This window comes from Streptomyces sp. NPDC004721, assembly GCF_053601495.1.
In genome coordinates, this window is sequence record NZ_JBSGBZ010000015.1 from 96,412 (window position 1) to 115,670 (window position 19,259).

Sequence of the window (19,259 nt, forward strand, 5' to 3'; positions counted from 1 at the left end):
GTAAGGCTTCGCCAGTCGCACGTACGTCCCCGTACCCGGTCCCGTACCGTGTCCGGGGACGTACGCACGTGTGTGCGCGGGCACGAACGGGAGGCGGGACGATGGCCGTCAAGGACCGGGACCGGTTCTCCACCACGACCAGGCTCAGGCTGCTCGGTGAGCAGACCGCGGCCCGTGTCTACCGTTCGCAGACCCGCCGCCAGGCCCGCCGCTCCCGCCTCACCGGCCGCGCGGCGCTGCTCGCGCTGGTGCTGTGCTCGTTGGTGGTCGCCCTGGCGTACCCGATGCGGCAGTACGTCACCCAGCGCGCCGACATCGCCGACCTGCAACGGCAGAAGCGGCAGGCCCAGCAGCGGGTGGAACAACTGCGCGACCTCAAGGCACGCTGGCAGGACGACGCCTACGCCGAACAGCAGATCCGGCAGCGGCTGCACTACGTGAAGCCCGGGGAGACCGGCTACGTCGTGGTCGACCCGGGTCCGGCCGAGCGGTCCCGCGCCGAGCGGGGGACGGCCCACCGCCCCTGGTACGCCAACGTCTGGGACGGGGTCGACAAGTCCGACGCCTCCGACCAGTGAACTGACAGAGAGACATACGCAAGGCATGGAAACCCCACCGCCGCCCACCGAGCGCACCGAACCCACCGAGGCGGACGTCGAGGCCTTCAGGCAGCAGCTCGGGCGGCCGCCGCGCGGGCTGCGCGCGATCGCGCACCGCTGCCCCTGCGGGCAGCCCGACGTCGTGGAGACGGCCCCGCGGCTGCCCGACGGCACGCCCTTCCCCACGCTGTACTACCTGACGTGCCCGCGCGCCGCCTCGGCCATCGGCACGCTGGAGGCCGACGGCGTGATGAAGGAGATGACGGAGCGGCTGGCCACCGACCCGGAGCTGGCGGCCGCGTACCGGGCCGCGCACGAGGACTACATCCGGCGCCGGGACGAGATCGAGGAGCTGACGGGCTTCCCCAGCGCGGGCGGCATGCCGGACCGGGTGAAGTGCCTGCACGTCCTGGTCGCCCACTCGCTGGCGGCCGGGCCGGGCGTGAACCCGCTCGGTGACGAGGCGATCGCGATGCTGCCCGAGTGGTGGCGCAAGGGCCCGTGCGTGACGCCCGCGGCGCCGCCGTCCGGCGAGGGGCGGCAGAACGGGGCCTCCGAGGACGGCGGGTTCGCCGCCGGGCCCGTCGGGACCGAGGAGGACCGCGCATGACCCGGGTCGCCGCCGTCGACTGCGGCACGAACTCCATCCGTCTGCTGGTCGCGGACGCCGACCCGGCGACGGGCGAACTTCTCGAGCTGGACCGGCGCATGACCATCGTGCGGCTCGGCCAGGGTGTGGACCGCACCGGCCGGCTCGCCCCCGAGGCGCTGGAGCGTACCTTCGCGGCCTGCCGGGAGTACGCCGAGGCCATCAAGGAGCACGGCGCCGAGCGGCTGCGTTTCGTGGCCACCTCCGCCTCCCGGGACGCCGAGAACCGGGACGAGTTCGTGCGCGGGGTGATGGACATCCTCGGCGTCGAGCCCGAGGTGATCTCCGGTGACCAGGAGGCGGAGTTCTCCTTCACCGGTGCGACGAAGGAGCTGACGGGCCGTGCGGACCTCGCCCGGCCCTTCCTGGTGGTGGACATCGGCGGCGGCTCGACGGAGTTCGTCGTGGGCGACGACCACGTCCGTGCGGCGCGCTCGGTGGACGTGGGCTGCGTCCGCATGACGGAGCGTCACCTGGTGCGGGACGGGGTGGTCACGGACCCGCCGACCGAGGAGCAGATCGCCGCCATACGGGCCGACATCGAGGCCGCGCTCGACCTCGCCGAGGAAACGGTCCCGCTGCGCGAGGCGCACACCCTGGTGGGCCTGGCCGGCTCGGTGACGACGGTGTCGGCGATCGCGCAGGAGCTTCCCGCGTACGACTCGGCGGCCATCCACCACTCCCGTGTCTCCCTCGAGCGCGTCCGCGAGATCAGCGAGCGCCTGCTGCACTCCACGCACGCCGAACGCGCGGCGATCCCCTCCATGCACCCGGGCCGAGTCGACGTCATCGGCGCGGGCGCCCTGGTCCTGCTGGCGATCATGGAACGCATCGGCGCACGGGAGGTCGTCGTCAGCGAACACGACATCCTCGACGGCATCGCCTGGTCGGTGGCGTAGGCTCGTTCCGCGCTGGATCTACTGGCCAGTAGCCTCCGGTTGAGCAGTCCGGATACCGTGTGGGCGCACCCCGGGGGCCCGCCGGGCACCCCTCGGTGACGCCCCGCCAGGAAAACTTCGTGAAGTTCTTCACAAGGAATTCGGCCCTGTCAAGGGCCGAAAGGGCCCCCGGGAGCCTTTTCGGGGTCTCAGCAGGCAGAAAACCGTGCTCGGGTGAGCGCCGGGAAGCGGTTCCGGAAGGGTCGCAGGGCCCCTCCATGGGGGACCTTCTTCGGTCAGAGCAGCAGCTCACGCGGCCTTGACAACGGCCTGAACCGGACAGTGGCCGCCTGCCGCCGTCAGGGCCCGGCGAGCGGGGTCGCGGAGTTTAGCACAGGGCCTGCCCAACCTTGTGAAGGGGCGCACGAGCGACCCCCCTGGGACAGGTGGATACTCGATGCCATGAGCACCACGGAGCGTCCCAGGATCCTCGTAGTAGGCGGTGGGTACGTAGGCCTGTACGCAGCTCGGCGCATCCTCAAGAAGATGCGCTACGGAGAGGCGACCGTCACGGTCGTCGACCCCCGTTCGTACATGACCTACCAGCCCTTCCTCCCCGAAGCCGCAGCCGGCAGCATCTCCCCCCGGCACGTCGTCGTCCCGCTGCGACGCGTGCTGCCCAAGGCGGAGGTCCTCACCGGCCGGGTCACCACCATCGACCAGGACCGGAAGGTCGCGACGATCGCCCCGCTGGTCGGCGAGGCGTACGAGCTGCCCTTCGACTACCTCGTCATCGCGATGGGCGCGGTGTCCCGCACCTTCCCGATCCCGGGCCTGGCCGAGCAGGGCATCGGCATGAAGGGCATCGAGGAGTCCATCGGCCTGCGCAACCACGTCCTGGAGCAGCTCGACAAGGCCGACTCCACCACGGACGAGGAGATCCGCCGCAAGGCGCTCACCTTCGTCTTCATCGGAGGTGGCTTCGCCGGCGCCGAGACCATCGGTGAGGTCGAGGACATGGCCCGGGACGCGGCCAAGTACTACAACAACGTGTCCCGCGAGGACATGCGCTTCGTCCTCGTCGACGCCGCCGACAAGATCCTCCCCGAGGTCGGCCCGAAGCTCGGCCAGTACGGCAAGGAGCACCTCGAGGGCCGCGGTGTGGAGGTCTACCTCTCCACCTCCATGGAGTCCTGCGTCGACGGCCACGTGGTGCTCAAGAACGGCCTCGAGGTCGACTCCAACACGATCGTGTGGACCGCGGGCGTCAAGCCCAACCCGGCGCTGGCCCGCTTCGGCCTGCCGCTCGGCCCGCGCGGCCACGTCGACTGCGCGCCCACCCTCCAGGTGCAGGGCACGGACTACATCTGGGCCGCCGGTGACAACGCGCAGGTGCCCGACCTCGTCGGCCGCCGGGCGGGCAACGAGAACGCCTGGTGCCCGCCGAACGCCCAGCACGCGCTGCGCCAGGCCAAGGTCCTCGGCGACAACGTGATCTCCCAGATGCGGGGCTTCCCGCAGGGGGACTACGAGCACGCCAACAAGGGCGCGGTCGCGGGTCTCGGCCTGCACAAGGGCGTCGCGATGATCGTCATGGGCAAGATGAAGATCAAGCTCAAGGGACGCCTCGCCTGGTACATGCACCGCGGCTACCACGGCATGGCCATGCCGACCTGGAACCGCAAGATCCGTATCTTCGCCGACTGGACCCTCGGCATGTTCCTCAAGCGCGAGGTCGTCTCCCTCGGCGCCATGGAGAACCCCCGCGAGGAGTTCTACGAGGCCGCCAAGCCCGCGCCGGTGCCCGCCGCGAGCAAGACCGAGGAGAAGGCCAAGGCCTCCTGACCTTCAGGTCTCCAGACCTTCAGGCCTCCGGGCCTCCCGGTCCGACGAACGAACCGAAGGACCTCCCGCCATCCGTGGTGCGGGAGGTCCTTCGGCGTTCCGCCCGGCGTGACCCAGAGCCGTTGCGGTGGAACGGTGGTATTTGCCCAGTCGTAACTACGTTGCGGGACTGCGCTCGACGCGTCCCGGTGTTTACGTGGTGGATGACATTCCGGCGTTCGTCGTCATGGAGGTGTGCACCATGCCCGATGCCGCGCTGCGGCTCACACGACTCCTCGAACAGCTGCTGGGGTCCCCGCTTCCCCTGCGCATTCGCGCCTGGGACGGTTCCGAGGCGGGGCCGCCGGACGCACCGATGCTCGTCGTACGCAATCGCCGGGCCCTGCGCCGGCTGCTGTTCAAGCCGGGCGAACTGGGCCTGGCCCGTGCCTGGGTGGCCGGCGACCTGACCGTCGAGGGCGACTTCTACGCCGCCCTGGAACGGCTCTCGGGCCTGATCTGGGAGCGGGGCGAGGACGCCCGCGGCCTCACCGCGACGCTGCGCGACCCGCAGGCCCGCGCCGCCGTCCGCGGCCTGGTGAAGCTGGCCGGCCCGCCGCTGCCCCCTGCCCCGCCCCGCGAGGAGGCCCGCAGGCGTAGCGGCCACCTGCACACCCGACGCAGCGACAAGAGCGCCATCAGCCACCACTACGACGTCGGCAACGACTTCTACGAGCTCGTCCTCGGCCCCTCCATGGTGTACTCCTGCGCCTACTGGCCGGCCCCCGAACCCCTCGCCACCCTCGAACAGGCCCAGCACGACAAACTCGAACTCATCTCACGCAAGCTGGAGCTGAGGCCAGGTCAGCGCCTCCTCGACGTCGGCTGCGGCTGGGGATCGATGGCCGTCCACGCGGCCCGCGAGCACGGCGTGGGCGTCGTCGGCGTCACCCTGTCCCAGGAACAGGCGGCGTACGCCCGCAAGCGCGTCGCCGACGAGGGGCTCACCGACCGGGTGGAGATCCGCGTCCAGGACTACCGGGACGTGCGGGACGGCCCCTACGACGCGATCTCCTCCATCGGCATGGCCGAACACGTCGGCGCCGCCCGCTACCTGGATTACGCGCGTGAGCTGCACGCCCTGCTGAAGCCCGGCGGACGGCTGCTCAACCACCAGATCGGCCGCCGCCCGCAGCGGGACGAATCGTCGTACCACGTGGACGAGTTCATCGACGCCTACGTCTTCCCGGACGGCGAGCTCGCACCCGTCGGCACCACCGTCACCCAGCTGGAGCGGGCCGGCTTCGAGGTGCGCGACGTGGAGTCGATCCGCGAGCACTACGCGCTCACCCTGCGCCGCTGGGTGGCCAACCTGGAGGCGGACTGGGTCCGGGCAACGCGGCTCACCAGCCCCGGCCGCGCCCGCGTCTGGCGCCTGTACATGGCGGCCTCCGCGCTCGCCTTCGAACGCAACCGCATCGGCGTCAACCAGGTGCTGGCCGTGCGGACCCCCGGATCCGGTGACTCGGGGATGCCACTGCGGACCCGTACCTGGGGCGCGCCCGCCACCTAGTGCCGCGGCAGGCAACGTTTGCCCGTGAAGGAGCGGCGTCCGGTGCGTGCTATCGGCGTGCCGGCCGGAAGCACTCGTACTGGACGTACTTGGGCTTTCGGCCGGTGCGGCGAGTGGGGGTCCCCCCTGCTCGAAGAGCTCGGGGGAGCATGCCGGGCGTCGCGACGGGGCGAACGCTGTCTGTCGGGGCACTAGTGCTGCGACCGGAAAGGTTCACCGGCTCGCGACGCCCGGCACGCACACGCCGAAGGGGCCCCTTCCGCCATGGAAGGGGCCCCTTCGGCGCAGAGGCGCCGCTACTCCGACTTGATGGCCTGGAGCATGTTCAGCCGTGCCGCGCGCCGGGCCGGCCACAGCGCCGCCAGCACGCCGACCGCCGCCGCGAGCAGCAGGAAGACGGTCAGCCGCGACCAGGGCAGGACCAGTTCGTACGTCGACAGACTGGAGCCCAGCAGCTCACCGGCCGCCCAGCCGAAGAACACGCCGAGCCCGATGCCGAGGACGCCGCCGAACAGGGAGATCACCAGGGACTCCAGGCGGACCATCCGCTTGATGCCCTTGCGGTCCAGGCCGATCGCGCGGAGCATGCCGATCTCCTGGGAGCGCTCGAACACCGACATCGCCAGGGTGTTGATGACGCCGAGGACCGCGACGATCACCGCCATGGCGAGCAGGCCGTAGAGCAGGTTCAGCATCAGGGTGAACATCTGCGCGATGCCGTTGGAGATGTCCTTCTTGTCCTGGACCTTGATCGCCGGGTTGGAGCCGAGGGCCTTCACCAGCCGGTCCTTGGTCGCGTCGGACGCGCCGTCGGCGGTCTTGACCATGACCTGCATGTCGGTCGGGTCGGGCTGGTGCGGCGCGAGGGTGGCGTTGTCGAGCATGATCCCGCGGATCATCTCGTTGCCCTCGTAGACCCCGGCGACGGTCAGGCGCTGCTTCTTGCCGTCCTCGAAGGCGGCGGTGAAGACCGAACCGGCCTTCCAGTCGTGCGACGTGGCGGTCTTGGCGTCCACGACGACCTTCGTGCCGCCGACCGTGAAGGAGCCGTCGTCGACGCGGAGATCGGTCAGCTCGCCGATCGACTCGCCGTTCACCCCGGTCAGGAACTCGGTCCGGCCGTCGATGCGGGAGGGCGCGTTGCGCAGCGGGCTGGTGGCCGTCACGCCCTCGGCGGCACGCAGCTTCCTGTCGACGTCCGGGGAGAGGAAGTTGCCGTTCGCCATCGACACCACGTAGTCGGCGCGGATCGCGGACGAGGCCATCTTGTCGATCGCGTGCTGGAGGCTGCCCGCCATCACCGTCATGCCGGTGATGAGGGTCAGGCCGATCATCAGCGCGGACGCGGTGGCCGCCGTACGGCGCGGGTTGCGCACCGAGTTCTGCCGGGCCAGCTTGCCGGAGACGCCGAAGGCGCGCAGGACGGGGGCCGCGGCGGCGATCAGCGGACGGGACAGCAGCGGGGTCAGGATGAAGACGCCGATGATCAGCAGCACCGCGCCGAGACCCATGGGCGCCTGGGCGGCCTCGATGTCGTCCATCGCCGTGGCCACCAGGACCACGGCGACACCGGCGGCCGAGAACAGGGCACCGATGGTGTTGCGCAGCACCAGCGACTTGGTGGTCGCCTGCGCGTGCAGGCTGCTCATCGCCGCCACCGGCGGGATCTTGGCGGCCCGGCGGCCGGGCAGCCACGCGGCCAGCATGGTCACGAGGACGCCGACCGCGAGGGCGGCGGCCACGGTGCCGGGCGTGACGACCAGCGGCCCGTCGGGCACGGTGGCGCCCATCGAGCCCAGCAGGGACTTGAGCCCGGCGCCGATGCCGATGCCCGCCACCAGACCGGTCACGGCGGCCACCGCGCCCACCAGCAACGCCTCGATCAGCACGGACCGGGTGACCTGCCGGCGGGAGGCGCCGACCGCGCGCAGCAGCGCCAGCTCCTTGGTGCGCTGGGCGACGAGCATGGTGAAGGTGTTGGCGATGATGAACGTACCGACGAACAGCGCGATGCCGGCGAAGACCAGCAGGCCCTGACGCAGTCCGCTCATCGAGTCCGAGATCATCCGCGCCTGGTCGTCGGCGAGCTGCCTGGCGGTGGTCGTCTCGGTCGTCCCCTTCGGCAGCACCCGGTCCAGCTGCGCCTTCAGCGCCGCCTGGCTGGTGCCCGCCTTCGCCCGCACGTCGATCTCGTCGTACGTGCCCGGCTTGCCGAACAGCTTCTGGGCGGTCGCCGTGTCGAACAGGGCGAGGCTGCCGCCGGCGGCGACGTTGCCGTCGTCGGTGGTGAAGACACCGCTGACGGTGGGTGTCAGGACGGGGCCGTCGACGGAGACGCGGATGGGGTCGCCGACCTTGTACCCGGCGCGCCGGGCGGTCTCGGAGTCGATGAGGACCTGGCCCTCGCCGTGCGGGGCGGCGCCGGACTTCAGCGGGTACCGGGGGTCGTTCGCGCCCCAGTAGTTCCCGCCCTGCGACTGGAAGCCGCCGCCGATCAGCTTGCCGTCCTTGTCGGCGATCGCGGTGAAGCCGTGCACGACGCCGATGGCGGAGCCGGCGCCGGGGACGCGGGCGCTCTCGTCCAGCAGCGCCTGGGTCAGCTCGGGCCGCTTGCCGACCCGGTCGCCCTTGCTCTGCTGGAACTTGGCCCGCACGGCCACGTCGACATGGTCGAAGCCCTTGGCGGAACTCTTCTGGAACGCGTCCGAGATGGTGTTGGTGAAGACCAGGGTCCCCGACACGAAGGCGACGCCGAGCATCACGGCGAGCACGGTCATGAGGAGCCGGGCCTTGTGCGCGAGTACGTTGCGCAAGGCTGTGCGGAACATGGGTTCGTCTCAGTCCAGGGTGTACGAGGGGTGGCGAGGGGGGTGGGAGGCGGCGGGAGGTCAGCCGACGCGGCTCTTGCCGTCGGACTCGGGGGTCCGGAGGTTCCCCCCGGGAAGACGCCGCATGAGGTCGAGGACCGCGTCCGCCGTGGGCTCGTACACCTCGTCCACGATCCGCCCGTCCGCGAGGAACACCACCCGGTCCGCGTACGCCGCGGCCACCGGATCGTGGGTCACCATGACCACCGTCTGGCCCAGCTCGCGCACGGAGTTGCGCAGGAAGCCGAGCACCTCGGCCCCGGCGCGCGAGTCGAGGTTTCCGGTGGGCTCGTCACCGAAGATGATCTCCGGCTTGGCGGCCAGCGCCCGGGCGACGGCGACGCGCTGCTGCTGACCGCCGGACAGCTGGGAGGGCCGGTGGCCCAGCCGGTCGGCGAGCCCGACCATCGCGATCACGGAGTCGAGCCACTGCCGGTCCGGTTTGCGGCCGGCGATGTCCATCGGAAGGGTGATGTTCTCCAGGGCCGTGAGTGTCGGCAGCAGGTTGAACGCCTGGAAGATGAAGCCGATCTTGTCCCGGCGCAACCTGGTGAGCTGCTTGTCCTTCAGCGAACCCAGCTCGGTGTCGCCGATGCGCACCGAACCGGAGGAGAACGTGTCCAGGCCCGCCACGCAGTGCATCAGCGTGGACTTGCCGGACCCGGAGGGGCCCATGATCGCGGTGAACTCGGCCTGGCGGAAGTCGACGGAGACCCGGTCGAGGGCGACCACCTGGGTCTCGCCCTGTCCGTAGATCTTCGACAGATCCGTGGCACGCGCGGCCACGGCGGTGGTCCGGCCGGCGATGGAGGAGGTGGTCACGGGTGGGTGCTCCTGACGGGACGACGATGTTCGCGGGATGTAGACCATCGTCGCGGCCGATCGGGCCCGTGCAGTCAGCCGCTGTTCCCGTTCCGGGGGCCGACTGGGGTCGGACCGGGGCCGGGCACGTCATACCTGGGGATGAGGACCGTCCCTGATACCCGGCGAGGAGGCCGTCCCCGAGACGCGTCCTCCGGGCCGGGTCGTCGAGAACAGGTGGAGCCCCCTGGTTCGGACGGTGAAATTCCGTCATTCCACGTGCGCGCCCGGCACTCGCCCGCAAGGCTGTTGGCAAGTGCCGATGGCCACCCCCGCGCGCTGATGCTCCCTCAGTTACCAATAAAATAAGACAACATGAGTCCACCCGCCCGCTGTTCGGGGAAGGGGTCCCGATAGGGTCGGAGCCGCAGCGCGGAGCCCATGGCCTGCCCGGATGGTGGAAAGCAGACACGGCGAGCTTAAACCTCGCTGCCCCTTCGCGGGCGTGCCGGTTCAAGTCCGGCTCCGGGCACCACCACGCCGCACACGGTCCGGCCAACGGACCGTGCCCCGCGGCAGGAGGGCGGGTCCGAGCAGGCCTCCCCGCACCCGGGGCCCGCGCGCTCTCACTTCACCTCATGCACGGCAGCGCGCTTCCGGTACCCGCGACACCCCGTCGACGCGGGCACCCACTGACGCGACCCCCCATGGGCGAGGGCAACCATTGACATCGGATGGGTCCGGACGGAAACTCAGGACACATCACAGTGAAAGAAATTTCACCAGGCGAACAGCGAAAATTCAGTCGTCCGTCCAGTCATCCACTCCGTCATCCACCCGGGCGACGACGCCCATCCGAAGGGAACGACCGATGCGCACCACCGTCGGCATCATTGGAGCCGGACCGGCCGGCTTGCTCCTCGCCCGGCTGCTCCACAACGCCGGGATCGACTCGGTCGTCCTGGAGAGCCGCGACCGCGCCTACGTCGAGCACCGGCAGCGGGCCGGGATCCTGGAGCAGGGCACCGTGGACGTGCTGCGCGCGGCCGGGGCGGGGGAGCGGATGGACCGCGAGGGGCTGCGGCACGACGGGATCGAGCTTCGCTTCGACCGGCGCCGGCACCGCGTCGACTTCCCCGCGCTCACCGGTGGGCGGTCGGTGATGGTCTACGCCCAGACCGAGGTCTGCAAGGACCTCATCGCCCTGCAGCTCGAGGAGGGCGGCCCGCTCCTGTTCGAGGCGGAGGCGCTGGCCGTGGAGGGGGCGGAGAGCGACCGCCCCTCCATCCGGTTCCGCCACCAGGGGCGCGAGGACGTCCTCGAGTGCGACTACGTCGTCGGGTGCGACGGCTTCTGGGGCGTGGCCCGCACGGCCGTCCCCACCTCGCTCTCCCGGGTGTTCGAGCGGACGTACCCCTTCGGCTGGCTCGGCATCCTCGCCGACGTGGCGCCCTCGCACGACGAACTGGTCTACGCCCGCCACGACCGCGGGTTCGCCCTGCTGTCCATGCGCTCCCCGTCCGTCTCCCGCCTCTACCTCCAGGTGCCCGCGGACACCGACGCCGGGGCCTGGAGCGACGAGGAGATCTGGGACGAACTCGAACGGCGGCTGGAGACCGCCGACGACTGGGCCCTGCACCGCGGCCCGATCACCCAGAAGTCGGTGACCCCGATGCGCTCCTACGTCCACGAATCCATGCGCCACGGCCGCCTGTTCCTGGCCGGTGACGCCGCCCACATCGTGCCGCCGACCGGGGCCAAGGGGCTGAACCTCGCCGTCGGCGACGTCGTCACCTTCGCGCGGGCGCTCGTCCACGAGAAGGAGACGGGCTCCGCCGAACTCCTCGACGCCTACTCGGAGACCTGCCTGCGGCGCGTCTGGCAGGCCGAGCGCTTCAGTTACGACATGACGACGATGCTGCACCGCGACCCGGACGCCACCGCGTTTGAGGGAAGGCTGCAACTGGCCCGGCTGGACCGGATCGGCTCCTGCCGGGCCGCCGAGACCGACCTCGCCGAGGGCTACACCGGGTTCCCGATCGGCTGACGGGCAACCGGGTGGTCTCCGGCCGGTTCCGGACGTGTTCCGGGTCGGTCATGAAGGGGGCCCTCCCTGGCCGGGAATCATGCGGCGACGTAGCGTGTTCCGCAGCATGGCGAGGGAAAGATCCTTCCGAGGTACTAGGGTCAGCCCTTTGCCTTTCCATTACTCTTGAGGCCAAGGCCGCGCCGTGCGGCCATGGAGGAGTGAGATGAGGAGCAGAAACCCGGTCTTCTCGCGACGGGGGTTCAGCCGCGACAACGGCTACGCGGGCTTCAACGCCGCGCCGCAGGCCGGGGGTCCCGCTGTCGGCACGCAGGGCAATCCGTACGCGCAGGGCAACCCGTACGCCCAGCCGAGCGGCAACCCCTACGCGCAGAACCCTTACGCTCAGCAAGACCTTCAGCAGGGCGCGCCGCCGCAGGCCCCGGCCACCACCGGCCGGATGACGATGGACGACGTCGTCCTGCGCACCGCGTCCACACTCGGCACCCTGGTCGTGACGGCCGCGCTCGCCTGGGCGCTGCTGCCGGTCGACAGCGCCAACATCAACCGTTCCTACGGGATCGGTATCGGCGCCATGGTGATCGGCATGGTCCTGGCCCTGGTGCAGTCGTTCAAGCGCAAGGCCTCACCCGCGCTGATCCTGACCTACGCCGCGGTCGAGGGCGTGTTCCTCGGCGTCGTCTCCAACATCGTCGACACCCACATCGCCAGTGGCGCCGCCATGCAGGCCGTGCTCGGCACGATGGCCGTCTTCGTCGGCGTCCTGCTGGCGTACAAGGCGGGCTGGATCCGCGTCACCCGCCGGTTCTACGGCTTCGTGATGGCGGCTGCGCTCGGCTTCGTGCTCCTCATGGCCGTCAACATGCTGTTCGCGGTGTTCGGCGGCGGTGACGGCCTCGGCTTCCGCAGCGGCCCGCTCGGCATCCTCTTCGGTGTCATCGGCATCATCCTCGGCGCCTGCTTCCTGGCCCTGGACTTCAAGCAGGTCGAGGACGGCATCGCCTACGGCGCGCCGCGCGAGGAGGCCTGGCTCGCGGCCTTCGGCCTCACGCTGACGCTGGTGTGGATCTACATGGAGTTCCTGCGTCTCATCGCGATCCTCAACCAGAGCGACTAGTCCCCAGCGCACCTCGCGCCGGACGAACGCAAGGGCCCCGGGTCTTCCCGGGGCCCTTCGTCGTTCCGGCGCCGTGTCCGTCCGGCGGCGCCGGCACTGCGCTGCGCTGCACGCCTAGAGCAGCTTGCGCGCGGCCCTCCTCAGGTCGTACTCGTGGATGAGCGCCTTGGCGTGGCCGTACGCGAGGTCGTGCTCGTGGCGGAGCCAGCTGACCTTCTCCTCGAAGCGGAGCGCGGGGCCTTCTTCGACGGTGCGCAGCCAGTCGGAGATATCACGACCGGTGCAGTGGGGGATGCGGGCGAGCAGATTGCGATGGGTCTCTTCGGAGAAGACTTGGGACATCGGCGCCTCCGGACGCACTCGAAGCCGGTCCTTCACGTCACCGTGCCTGAGGGTTCGCGTATTGGCAACAGTCGTGCCGCGACGCGTAGTCTCGCGACGTGGTTGACACGACATCTCTGACCCGGGCAGTGGATCACTTCGCCGACCGCCTCAGGGCGGCGCCGCAGAGCCGGCTGCAACGGGCGGGCGCAGCGGAGGCACTCGCGCTGGCCAGGGAGTTCGCCCGGCGGGCCCAGCTCGCCGAATGCCCCGGGTGCGAGCCGCGGGAGATGCCCGACGCGGGGATGTTCGCGGCGGCGGACCAGGTCACGGTCGCTGGGCACGATCTGGCGCTCGTACTGAAGAGCGAGGACGAGGTCGAGGAGGCCGTACGTCTGGTGCAGGAGGCGCTGAAGCGCGCCGGGGTCTGAGCTGCGCGCCTGTTCAGGGGCGGACGGGGCGCTGACGCGAGGGGGAGCCGGCGGCCCCCGCTACAGCGACGCGATGACCCGGTCCGCCAGGATGTACACCTGCTCGGCACCGCAGGTGAAGGTGAGCGTGTAGGCGCCGGAGACGCCCGAACCGCCGAGCAGTACCGGGGTCTCGCCCGCGCGCAGGGCGTCGGCCAGGCGTTCCGCGGTCTCGCGGTGTCCCGGGGTCATGCACAGGGTCGTACCGTCGGCGAAGACGTAGACGTCGAGGGTGCCGAGCGGGCCCGGGCGGACGTCGGCCAGTTCCACGCGGGACTCGGCCAGGTCCTCCAGCGTGGCGAGCGTCTGTTCGTGGTCGCCCCCGACGGGCGACGGGTGCGGGGTGAAGTCCGGGTGCGAGGGGTGCCGGCGGCGGGCCGCGGCCAGCTCCGGGGACTCGCCGGACGTGCCGCCCTGGACGCAGTCCTTGCCGGAGAGCTCGTCGGCCTCCGGGGCGGGCTCGGCCACCGGCTCCAGGTTGTCAAGCCCGGTGAAGTCGGTCTGCCGGGGCAGGAACAGGTCGCTGTCGGGGAGTCCGAGCAGGGAGGGCGCGTCGGCGGCGTCGCGGGCCTCCTGGGCGGCCCAGAAGGCGCGCGCCTCGGCCAGCTCCCGCTCCCGCTCCTCGGAGAGCGCCTGCACCACGGCGGCACGTATCTGCTCCGCGTCCGCGTGGCCGCGGGCGGCGGGCACCAGTGCTCGCGCGGTGGCGGCGTGGTTCTCCGCGAGCTGCGTGTGCAGGGCCGCCACCTGGCGGCGCAGCACCCACAAGACGCGCAGGACGGCGACGCCCACGGCGCCGGTGGCGGCCGTGGTGAGCAGCAAGGCGATCGGCATGGCGCTCACTGACGTACTCCCGGGTTCAAGGTCGACCCCCGACTTCCTACATCAGCTTGAAGGGCGGACTATCCAAGTGTCAGTGCGTAATGTCACGAAACGGACAGAATTGCGGTCCGATGTGGCCCTGGAGCCCTCTGGGGTAAAGCGCTGACCTGCGTAAACCTCTCCACCGAGGGAGATAGGTCACATCCTGAGGGAGATTGGATCACAAAACGGCCCGGAACCAAGGGGTTTCTTGGATTCCGGGCCATTCGGTCACAGCGGGTGGTAAAGCGGCCACTGACGGTCTCTCCAGCGGTCATGGTGACGCGATGCGTCAGCTGAGGCGTTCGATGACCATCGCCATGCCCTGGCCGCCGCCCACGCACATCGTCTCCAGGCCGAACTGCTTGTCGTGGAACTGGAGGGAGTTGACGAGCGTGCCGGTGATGCGCGCGCCGGTCATGCCGAAGGGGTGGCCCACCGCGATCGCGCCGCCGTTGACGTTCAGCCTGTCCAGGTCGATGCCGAGGTCGCGGTAGGAGGGGATCACCTGGGCGGCGAAGGCCTCGTTGATCTCGACCAGGTCGATGTCGCCGACGGTCAGCCCGGCCCGCTTCAGTGCCTGCCGCGACGCCTCGACCGGACCCAGGCCCATGATCTCCGGGGACAGGGCGGAGACGCCGGTGGAGACGATCCGGGCGAGCGGGGTGAGGCCCAGCTCGCGGGCCTTGGTGTCGGACATGATGACGACCGCGGCGGCGCCGTCGTTGAGCGGGCAGCAGTTGCCGGCGGTGACCAGGCCGTCCGGGCGGAAGACGGGCTTGAGGCCGGCCACGCCCTCCATGGTCACGCCGGGGCGCGGGCCGTCGTCCTTGCCGATCACGGTGCCGTCGGGCAGCGTCACCGGGGTGATCTCCCGCTCCCAGAAGCCGTTCTTGATGGCCTCCTCGGCGAGGTTCTGCGAGCGCACGCCGAACTCGTCCATGTCCTGGCGGGTGACGCCCTTGAGGCGGGCCAGGTTCTCCGCGGTCTGGCCCATCGCGATATAGGCGTCCGGGACCAGGCCGTCCTCGCGCGGGTCGTGCCAGGTCGAGCCGCCTTGCTCGGCCCTGGCCGCGGTACGGGCCTCCGCCTCGGCGAACAGCGGGTTGTGCGTGTCCGGCAGGCTGTCGGAGTTGCCCTTGGTGAACCGGGAGACCATCTCGACGCCGGCCGAGACGAAGACGTCGCCCTCGCCGGCCTTGATCGCGTGCAGGGCCATCCGGGAGGTCTGGAGCGACGAGGAGCAGTAGCGGGTGATGGTGCAGCCGGGCAGGTGGTCCATCCCCATCTGCACGGCGACGATCCGGCCGAGGTTGTTGCCCTGCTCGCCGCCGGGCAGGCCGCAGCCGAGCATCAGGTCGTCGATGTCCCGGGGGTCCAGTTCGGGGATCTTCGCGAGCGCCGCCTGGATGATCGTGGCGGTGAGGTCGTCGGGGCGCAGGTCCTTGAGGGAGCCCTTGAAGGCACGGCCGATGGGGGAGCGGGCAGTCGAGACGATGACGGCTTCGGGCATCACGACTCCATGTCGATAGGGCGGCGCGCAACGCCTCGTGGAGGACGGTGGTCGGGCGACCGGGCGGCCGCGTGGTCGATGACGGGCGGGCTGCTTGGAAGTTACCCGTACGTACGGTCGGGGTCACTCCAACCGGGGTGTGACCCTGGCCGCAATTTTCTAAGCGCTTGCTTTCCCTGTGTGCTTTCCCTGTGTGCTTTCCCTCTGTGCTTTCCCTGTGCGCTTTCCCCGCGCGGCCGGGTTCGCTCTCGGGCCGCCCTCAGACTCCCCCCAGCTCCTCGAACTGAGGGGCGTCCTCGGACGGGCCGGAAGAGGCCGGCTCGGGCTCCGGGACCCGGCGCCGCCGGCGCCGCTTGAGCAGGGCCCACGGTCCGCGCGGACCGGTCGGCAGCGCCGCCGTGACCTCCGTGCCCGCCTGCGACGCGGCCTCGGCCGCCGCACGGGCTACCGGCAGGAAGCCCTCGCTCCGGGACACGTCCGGACGCTCCTCCTCGGCCGGCCACAGGCCCAGCGCCGCGCACACCGTCGGCAGCACCGCCATCGCCGCCGTCGCGTACCCCTCCGCGGAGGGGTGGTAGTTGTCCGGACCGAACAGCTCCCGCGGGTTCGCCGCGAACTCCGGACCCAGTAGGTCGCCCAGCGACACGGTCCGGCCCCCCTGCTCCACCGCCCCGATCGTCTGCGCCGCCGCCAGCTGACGCGAGGCCCGCCGGGCCAGCAACCGCAGCGGCTGCTGGACCGGCTCGATCGTGCCGAGGTCCGGGCAGGTGCCCACGACGACCTCGGCGCCTGCCGTGCGCAGCCGCCGCACCGCCGCCGACAGGTGGCGCACCGAGCGTGTCGGCGGCATCCGGTGGGTCACGTCGTTCGCGCCGACCATGATCACGCAGATGTCCGGCACCCGATCCGGGTCGCCCAGTACCAGCGCCACCTGGCGGTCCAGGTCGTCCGACCGGGCACCGGGCAGCGCCACGTTGCGCATCCGCACCGGACGTTCCGCGACCGCCGCCAGGCCCGACGCCAGCAGCGCGCCCGGCGTCTGCCCGGCCCGGTGCACGCCCTGCCCCGCGGCCGTGGAGTCGCCGAGCATGACCAGGCTCAGCGGCAGCTCGCCGGGAGTGTCGTAGGCGCGGCCGTACAGGCCGTCCGCGACCGGCACGTGGTTGTCCGTGCCGTTGCCCACGTGACGCTTGGCCATCTGCACCTCGGCCAGCAGCAGACCGACGGCCGCGGCACCGACCAGACCGAGTCCGCCGCCGCCGTAAGCGGCGCCGGCCGCGATCCGCCGGGCCACTCTCGCCCTCGACATGTTCGTCATGCCCGCCGACACCTCCTCGTAGCCGTACATCCACTCCTTGCCCCGTACGGACCGTTGTCCAATCTCGACGGGGAGTGAACGCCCACCCCGGGCGGTCCCCCTGGCCTTAGGCTGGCGGCACACTACGACCACATCTTTTGCAGCAACCGGAGACAACGGTGCAATTCCACGACTCGATGATCAGCCTCGTCGGCAACACCCCGCTGGTGCGGCTCAACAGCGTCGCCAAGGGGATCAAGGCGACCGTCCTGGCGAAGGTCGAGTACTTCAACCCCGGCGGCTCCGTGAAGGACCGCATCGCCCTGCGCATGATCGAGGCGGCCGAGCAGAGCGGAGAGCTCAAGCCCGGTGGCACGATCGTCGAGCCGACCAGTGGGAACACCGGTGTGGGACTGGCCATCGTGGCCCAGCAGAAGGGCTACAAGTGCATCTTCGTGTGCCCGGACAAGGTCTCCACGGACAAGATCAACGTGCTGCGCGCGTACGGCGCCGAAGTGGTCGTCTGCCCGACGGCCGTCGCGCCTGAGCACCCCGACTCCTACTACAACGTCTCCGACCGGCTGGTCCGGGAGACTCCCGGGGCCTGGAAGCCCGACCAGTACTCGAACCCGAACAACCCGCTGTCGCACTACCACTCCACCGGTCCCGAGCTGTGGAAGCAGACCGAGGGGAGGATCACCCACTTCGTGGCAGGCGTCGGCACCGGCGGCACCATCTCCGGCACCGGCCGCTACCTGAAGGACGCCAGTGACGGCAGGGTCAAGGTCATCGGCGCCGACCCGGAGGGCTCGGTGTACTCCGGCGGTTCCGGGCGGCCCTACCTCGTCGAGGGCGTCGGTGAGGACTTCTGGCCGACCGCCTACGACCGGACCGTGGCCGACGAGATCGTCGCCGTGTCCGACAAGGACTCCTTCCAGATGACCCGCCGCCTCGCCAAGGAGGAGGGCCTGCTGGTCGGCGGCTCCTGCGGCATGGCCGTCGTCGCGGCGCTGCGGGTGGCCGAGCGGCTGGGCCCGGACGACGTCGTGGTGGTCCTGTTGCCGGACAGCGGGCGGGGGTACCTGTCGAAGATCTTCAACGACGAGTGGATGGCCGACTACGGCTTCCTGGAGGACGAGGGCCCGAGCGCCCGCGTCGCCGACGTGCTCAGCGACAAGGAGGGCGGCTCCATCCCCTCCCTGGTCCACATGCATCCGGACGAGACCGTCGGCCAGGCCATCGAGGTGCTGCGCGAGTACGGCGTCTCGCAGATGCCGATCGTGAAGCCGGGCGCGGGCCACCCGGACGTCATGGCGGCCGAGGTCGTCGGCTCGGTCGTCGAGCGGGAGCTGCTGGACGCGCTGTTCACCCGGCGGGCCGCGCTGGAGGACCCGCTGGAGAAGCACATGTCGGCCCCCCTGCCCCAGGTCGGCTCCGGCGAGCCGGTCGCCGACCTGATGTCGGTGCTGGGCACGGCGGACGCGGCGATCGTGCTGGTGGAGGGCAAGCCGACCGGGGTCGTCAGCCGTCAGGACCTGCTCTCCTTCCTGGCCAAGGGCGGAAAGCACTGACGCACCGCCGCCGGGGCCGGCGTGCCGGCGCACCGGCGGGGAACGTGCGGTGACCTGCGGCTGAGAGGCAGTCGTGGAAACGGTACGAGCGTGTCACGTGCACGCAGCACCCGCTTAACACGCGTCCGGCACATTGGTGGACGTCGGAAGGGGCGGGGGATCGCCTCCCGGGCGCCGAGCGCCGGGGAGGCCGTCTGCCCCGGCCGGCGCCGTGCGGCGTCGCGGACCTCCGGAGCGGCTCCCGGACCTCCACGAACGCCACGGACGCGAAGGCCCGGTCCTGACCCGGCCCGCGTCCCTCGCGGGGACCGCCGTCGTCCCGCCCCCCGGTCACGGGGGTGCGGCGGTCCCCGCGCATACTCCTCGCCCCGCGTGCGGTCGTGCCGGGGACGCGGCCGCCGGCCCGTGCCGGGCCGGAGCGGCCGCTCAGTCCTTCCAGGCGTCGTCCTCGGCGCGGTCGCGGCGGCGGCCGGTGAACAGGCCCGGGTTGGTGCGGGCGGCCTGGACGGCGTTGACGCCCACGATCCCGAACCAGGCGACGATGAGGCCGGGCAGGTGCGCGAGGCCGCCGCCGATCGCGGACAGCGGCACGGCCAGTACCAGCGAGACGATGCCGAAGCCGAAGCGCTCGCCCCAGGAGTCGGTGGCCTTCGGCGAGCGGGAGCCCCGCGCCACCGTCATCTGCTGCTCGGCGAACTGCCGGCGCATCCGTCGTTCGACGGCCCCGTCGATGCGCTGGTCGACCTTCTCCAGAAACGAGTCGACCAGCGCGGACTCGTACTCCTCGCCCAGCTCCCTGCGGGCCTGCAGGGAGGCGTTGAGGTCCTTCTTCAGGTCCGTGTCCCGCGCGTCCATTCCGGTCATACGGACC

16 protein-coding genes and 1 tRNA gene are annotated in these 19,259 nt (G+C 71.0%); 10 read left to right on the forward strand and 7 right to left on the reverse strand.

Features of this window, described 5'->3' with window-relative positions; genetic code table 11:
* The first annotated feature begins 101 nt into the window (after positions 1–101).
* The 5 genes from ACWEK3_RS16325 to ACWEK3_RS16345 all read left to right on the forward strand — a co-directional run bounded on the left by ACWEK3_RS16325 (position 102) and on the right by ACWEK3_RS16345 (position 5,523).
* Positions 102–578 carry an FtsB family cell division protein gene (locus tag ACWEK3_RS16325; protein WP_450547114.1) on the forward strand — a complete coding sequence of 159 codons (477 nt, stop codon included), beginning with the start codon at positions 102–104 and terminating at the stop codon, positions 576–578.
* A gap of 25 nt (positions 579–603) precedes the next feature.
* Positions 604–1,209 carry a DUF501 domain-containing protein gene (locus ACWEK3_RS16330; RefSeq protein WP_376549437.1) on the forward strand — a complete coding sequence of 202 codons (606 nt, stop codon included), beginning with the start codon at positions 604–606 and terminating at the stop codon, positions 1,207–1,209.
* Complete coding sequence (locus tag ACWEK3_RS16335) at positions 1,206–2,147, forward strand: Ppx/GppA phosphatase family protein (protein ID WP_365417112.1); 942 nt, start codon at positions 1,206–1,208, stop codon at positions 2,145–2,147. The genes ACWEK3_RS16330 and ACWEK3_RS16335 overlap by 4 nt, the downstream gene beginning before the upstream one ends.
* Before the next feature lie 441 nt (positions 2,148–2,588).
* Positions 2,589–3,971: an NAD(P)/FAD-dependent oxidoreductase gene (locus ACWEK3_RS16340; protein ID WP_384427422.1), complete on the forward strand. Its 1,383-nt coding sequence runs from the start codon at positions 2,589–2,591 to the stop codon at positions 3,969–3,971.
* Positions 3,972–4,212: 241 nt separating this feature from the next.
* Positions 4,213–5,523 carry a class I SAM-dependent methyltransferase gene (locus ACWEK3_RS16345; RefSeq protein WP_450547116.1) on the forward strand — a complete coding sequence of 437 codons (1,311 nt, stop codon included), beginning with the start codon at positions 4,213–4,215 and terminating at the stop codon, positions 5,521–5,523.
* Between the two features lie 296 nt (positions 5,524–5,819).
* Here the strand turns inward: ACWEK3_RS16345 and ACWEK3_RS16350 are convergent, their stop codons facing one another.
* Positions 5,820–8,351, reverse strand: coding sequence for an ABC transporter permease (locus ACWEK3_RS16350; protein WP_450543636.1), 2,532 nt, complete (start codon positions 8,349–8,351; stop codon positions 5,820–5,822).
* A gap of 60 nt (positions 8,352–8,411) precedes the next feature.
* Positions 8,412–9,212: an ABC transporter ATP-binding protein gene (locus ACWEK3_RS16355; protein WP_390874471.1), complete on the reverse strand. Its 801-nt coding sequence runs from the start codon at positions 9,210–9,212 to the stop codon at positions 8,412–8,414.
* A gap of 427 nt (positions 9,213–9,639) precedes the next feature.
* On the opposite strand from ACWEK3_RS16355, the gene ACWEK3_RS16360 reads away from it, so the two are divergent.
* The 3 genes from ACWEK3_RS16360 to ACWEK3_RS16370 all read left to right on the forward strand — a co-directional run bounded on the left by ACWEK3_RS16360 (position 9,640) and on the right by ACWEK3_RS16370 (position 12,355).
* Positions 9,640–9,726 (forward strand) — tRNA-Leu (locus ACWEK3_RS16360).
* 336 nt (positions 9,727–10,062) lie between these two features.
* Entirely contained in the window at positions 10,063–11,238 is a 1,176-nt protein-coding gene (locus ACWEK3_RS16365; RefSeq protein ID WP_453249943.1) for a 4-hydroxybenzoate 3-monooxygenase, read from the forward strand.
* A gap of 205 nt (positions 11,239–11,443) precedes the next feature.
* Positions 11,444–12,355 (forward strand): Bax inhibitor-1/YccA family protein, encoded by a 912-nt coding sequence (locus ACWEK3_RS16370; protein ID WP_361411777.1) that lies wholly within the window; start codon positions 11,444–11,446, stop codon positions 12,353–12,355.
* Between the two features lie 114 nt (positions 12,356–12,469).
* Here the strand turns inward: ACWEK3_RS16370 and ACWEK3_RS16375 are convergent, their stop codons facing one another.
* The gene (locus tag ACWEK3_RS16375) at positions 12,470–12,697 is read right to left on the reverse strand and encodes a DUF4287 domain-containing protein (protein WP_141360416.1); all 228 of its coding nucleotides are present in this window, start codon (positions 12,695–12,697) and stop codon (positions 12,470–12,472) included.
* A gap of 98 nt (positions 12,698–12,795) precedes the next feature.
* Between ACWEK3_RS16375 and ACWEK3_RS16380 the strand changes: the two genes are divergently transcribed.
* Positions 12,796–13,107 (forward strand): hypothetical protein, encoded by a 312-nt coding sequence (locus tag ACWEK3_RS16380; RefSeq protein ID WP_361411775.1) that lies wholly within the window; start codon positions 12,796–12,798, stop codon positions 13,105–13,107.
* A 60-nt stretch (positions 13,108–13,167) separates the two neighbouring features.
* On the opposite strand, the gene ACWEK3_RS16385 is transcribed toward ACWEK3_RS16380, so the two are convergent.
* The 3 genes from ACWEK3_RS16385 to ACWEK3_RS16395 form a co-directional block, all read right to left on the reverse strand.
* Positions 13,168–13,989: a hypothetical protein gene (locus tag ACWEK3_RS16385; RefSeq protein ID WP_453249944.1), complete on the reverse strand. Its 822-nt coding sequence runs from the start codon at positions 13,987–13,989 to the stop codon at positions 13,168–13,170.
* 310 nt (positions 13,990–14,299) lie between these two features.
* Positions 14,300–15,520 (reverse strand): acetyl-CoA C-acetyltransferase, encoded by a 1,221-nt coding sequence (locus ACWEK3_RS16390; RefSeq protein WP_382618951.1) that lies wholly within the window; start codon positions 15,518–15,520, stop codon positions 14,300–14,302.
* A gap of 259 nt (positions 15,521–15,779) precedes the next feature.
* Positions 15,780–16,838, reverse strand: a complete 1,059-nt coding sequence (locus ACWEK3_RS16395; protein WP_384427528.1) for an SGNH/GDSL hydrolase family protein — start codon at positions 16,836–16,838, stop codon at positions 15,780–15,782.
* 158 nt (positions 16,839–16,996) lie between these two features.
* On the opposite strand from ACWEK3_RS16395, the gene ACWEK3_RS16400 reads away from it, so the two are divergent.
* Complete coding sequence (locus ACWEK3_RS16400; RefSeq protein WP_361411769.1) at positions 16,997–18,388, forward strand: cystathionine beta-synthase; 1,392 nt, start codon at positions 16,997–16,999, stop codon at positions 18,386–18,388.
* Between the two features lie 426 nt (positions 18,389–18,814).
* On the opposite strand, the gene ACWEK3_RS16405 is transcribed toward ACWEK3_RS16400, so the two are convergent.
* Positions 18,815–19,243: a hypothetical protein gene (locus ACWEK3_RS16405; protein ID WP_365775668.1), complete on the reverse strand. Its 429-nt coding sequence runs from the start codon at positions 19,241–19,243 to the stop codon at positions 18,815–18,817.
* Positions 19,244–19,259: the final 16 nt, after the last annotated feature.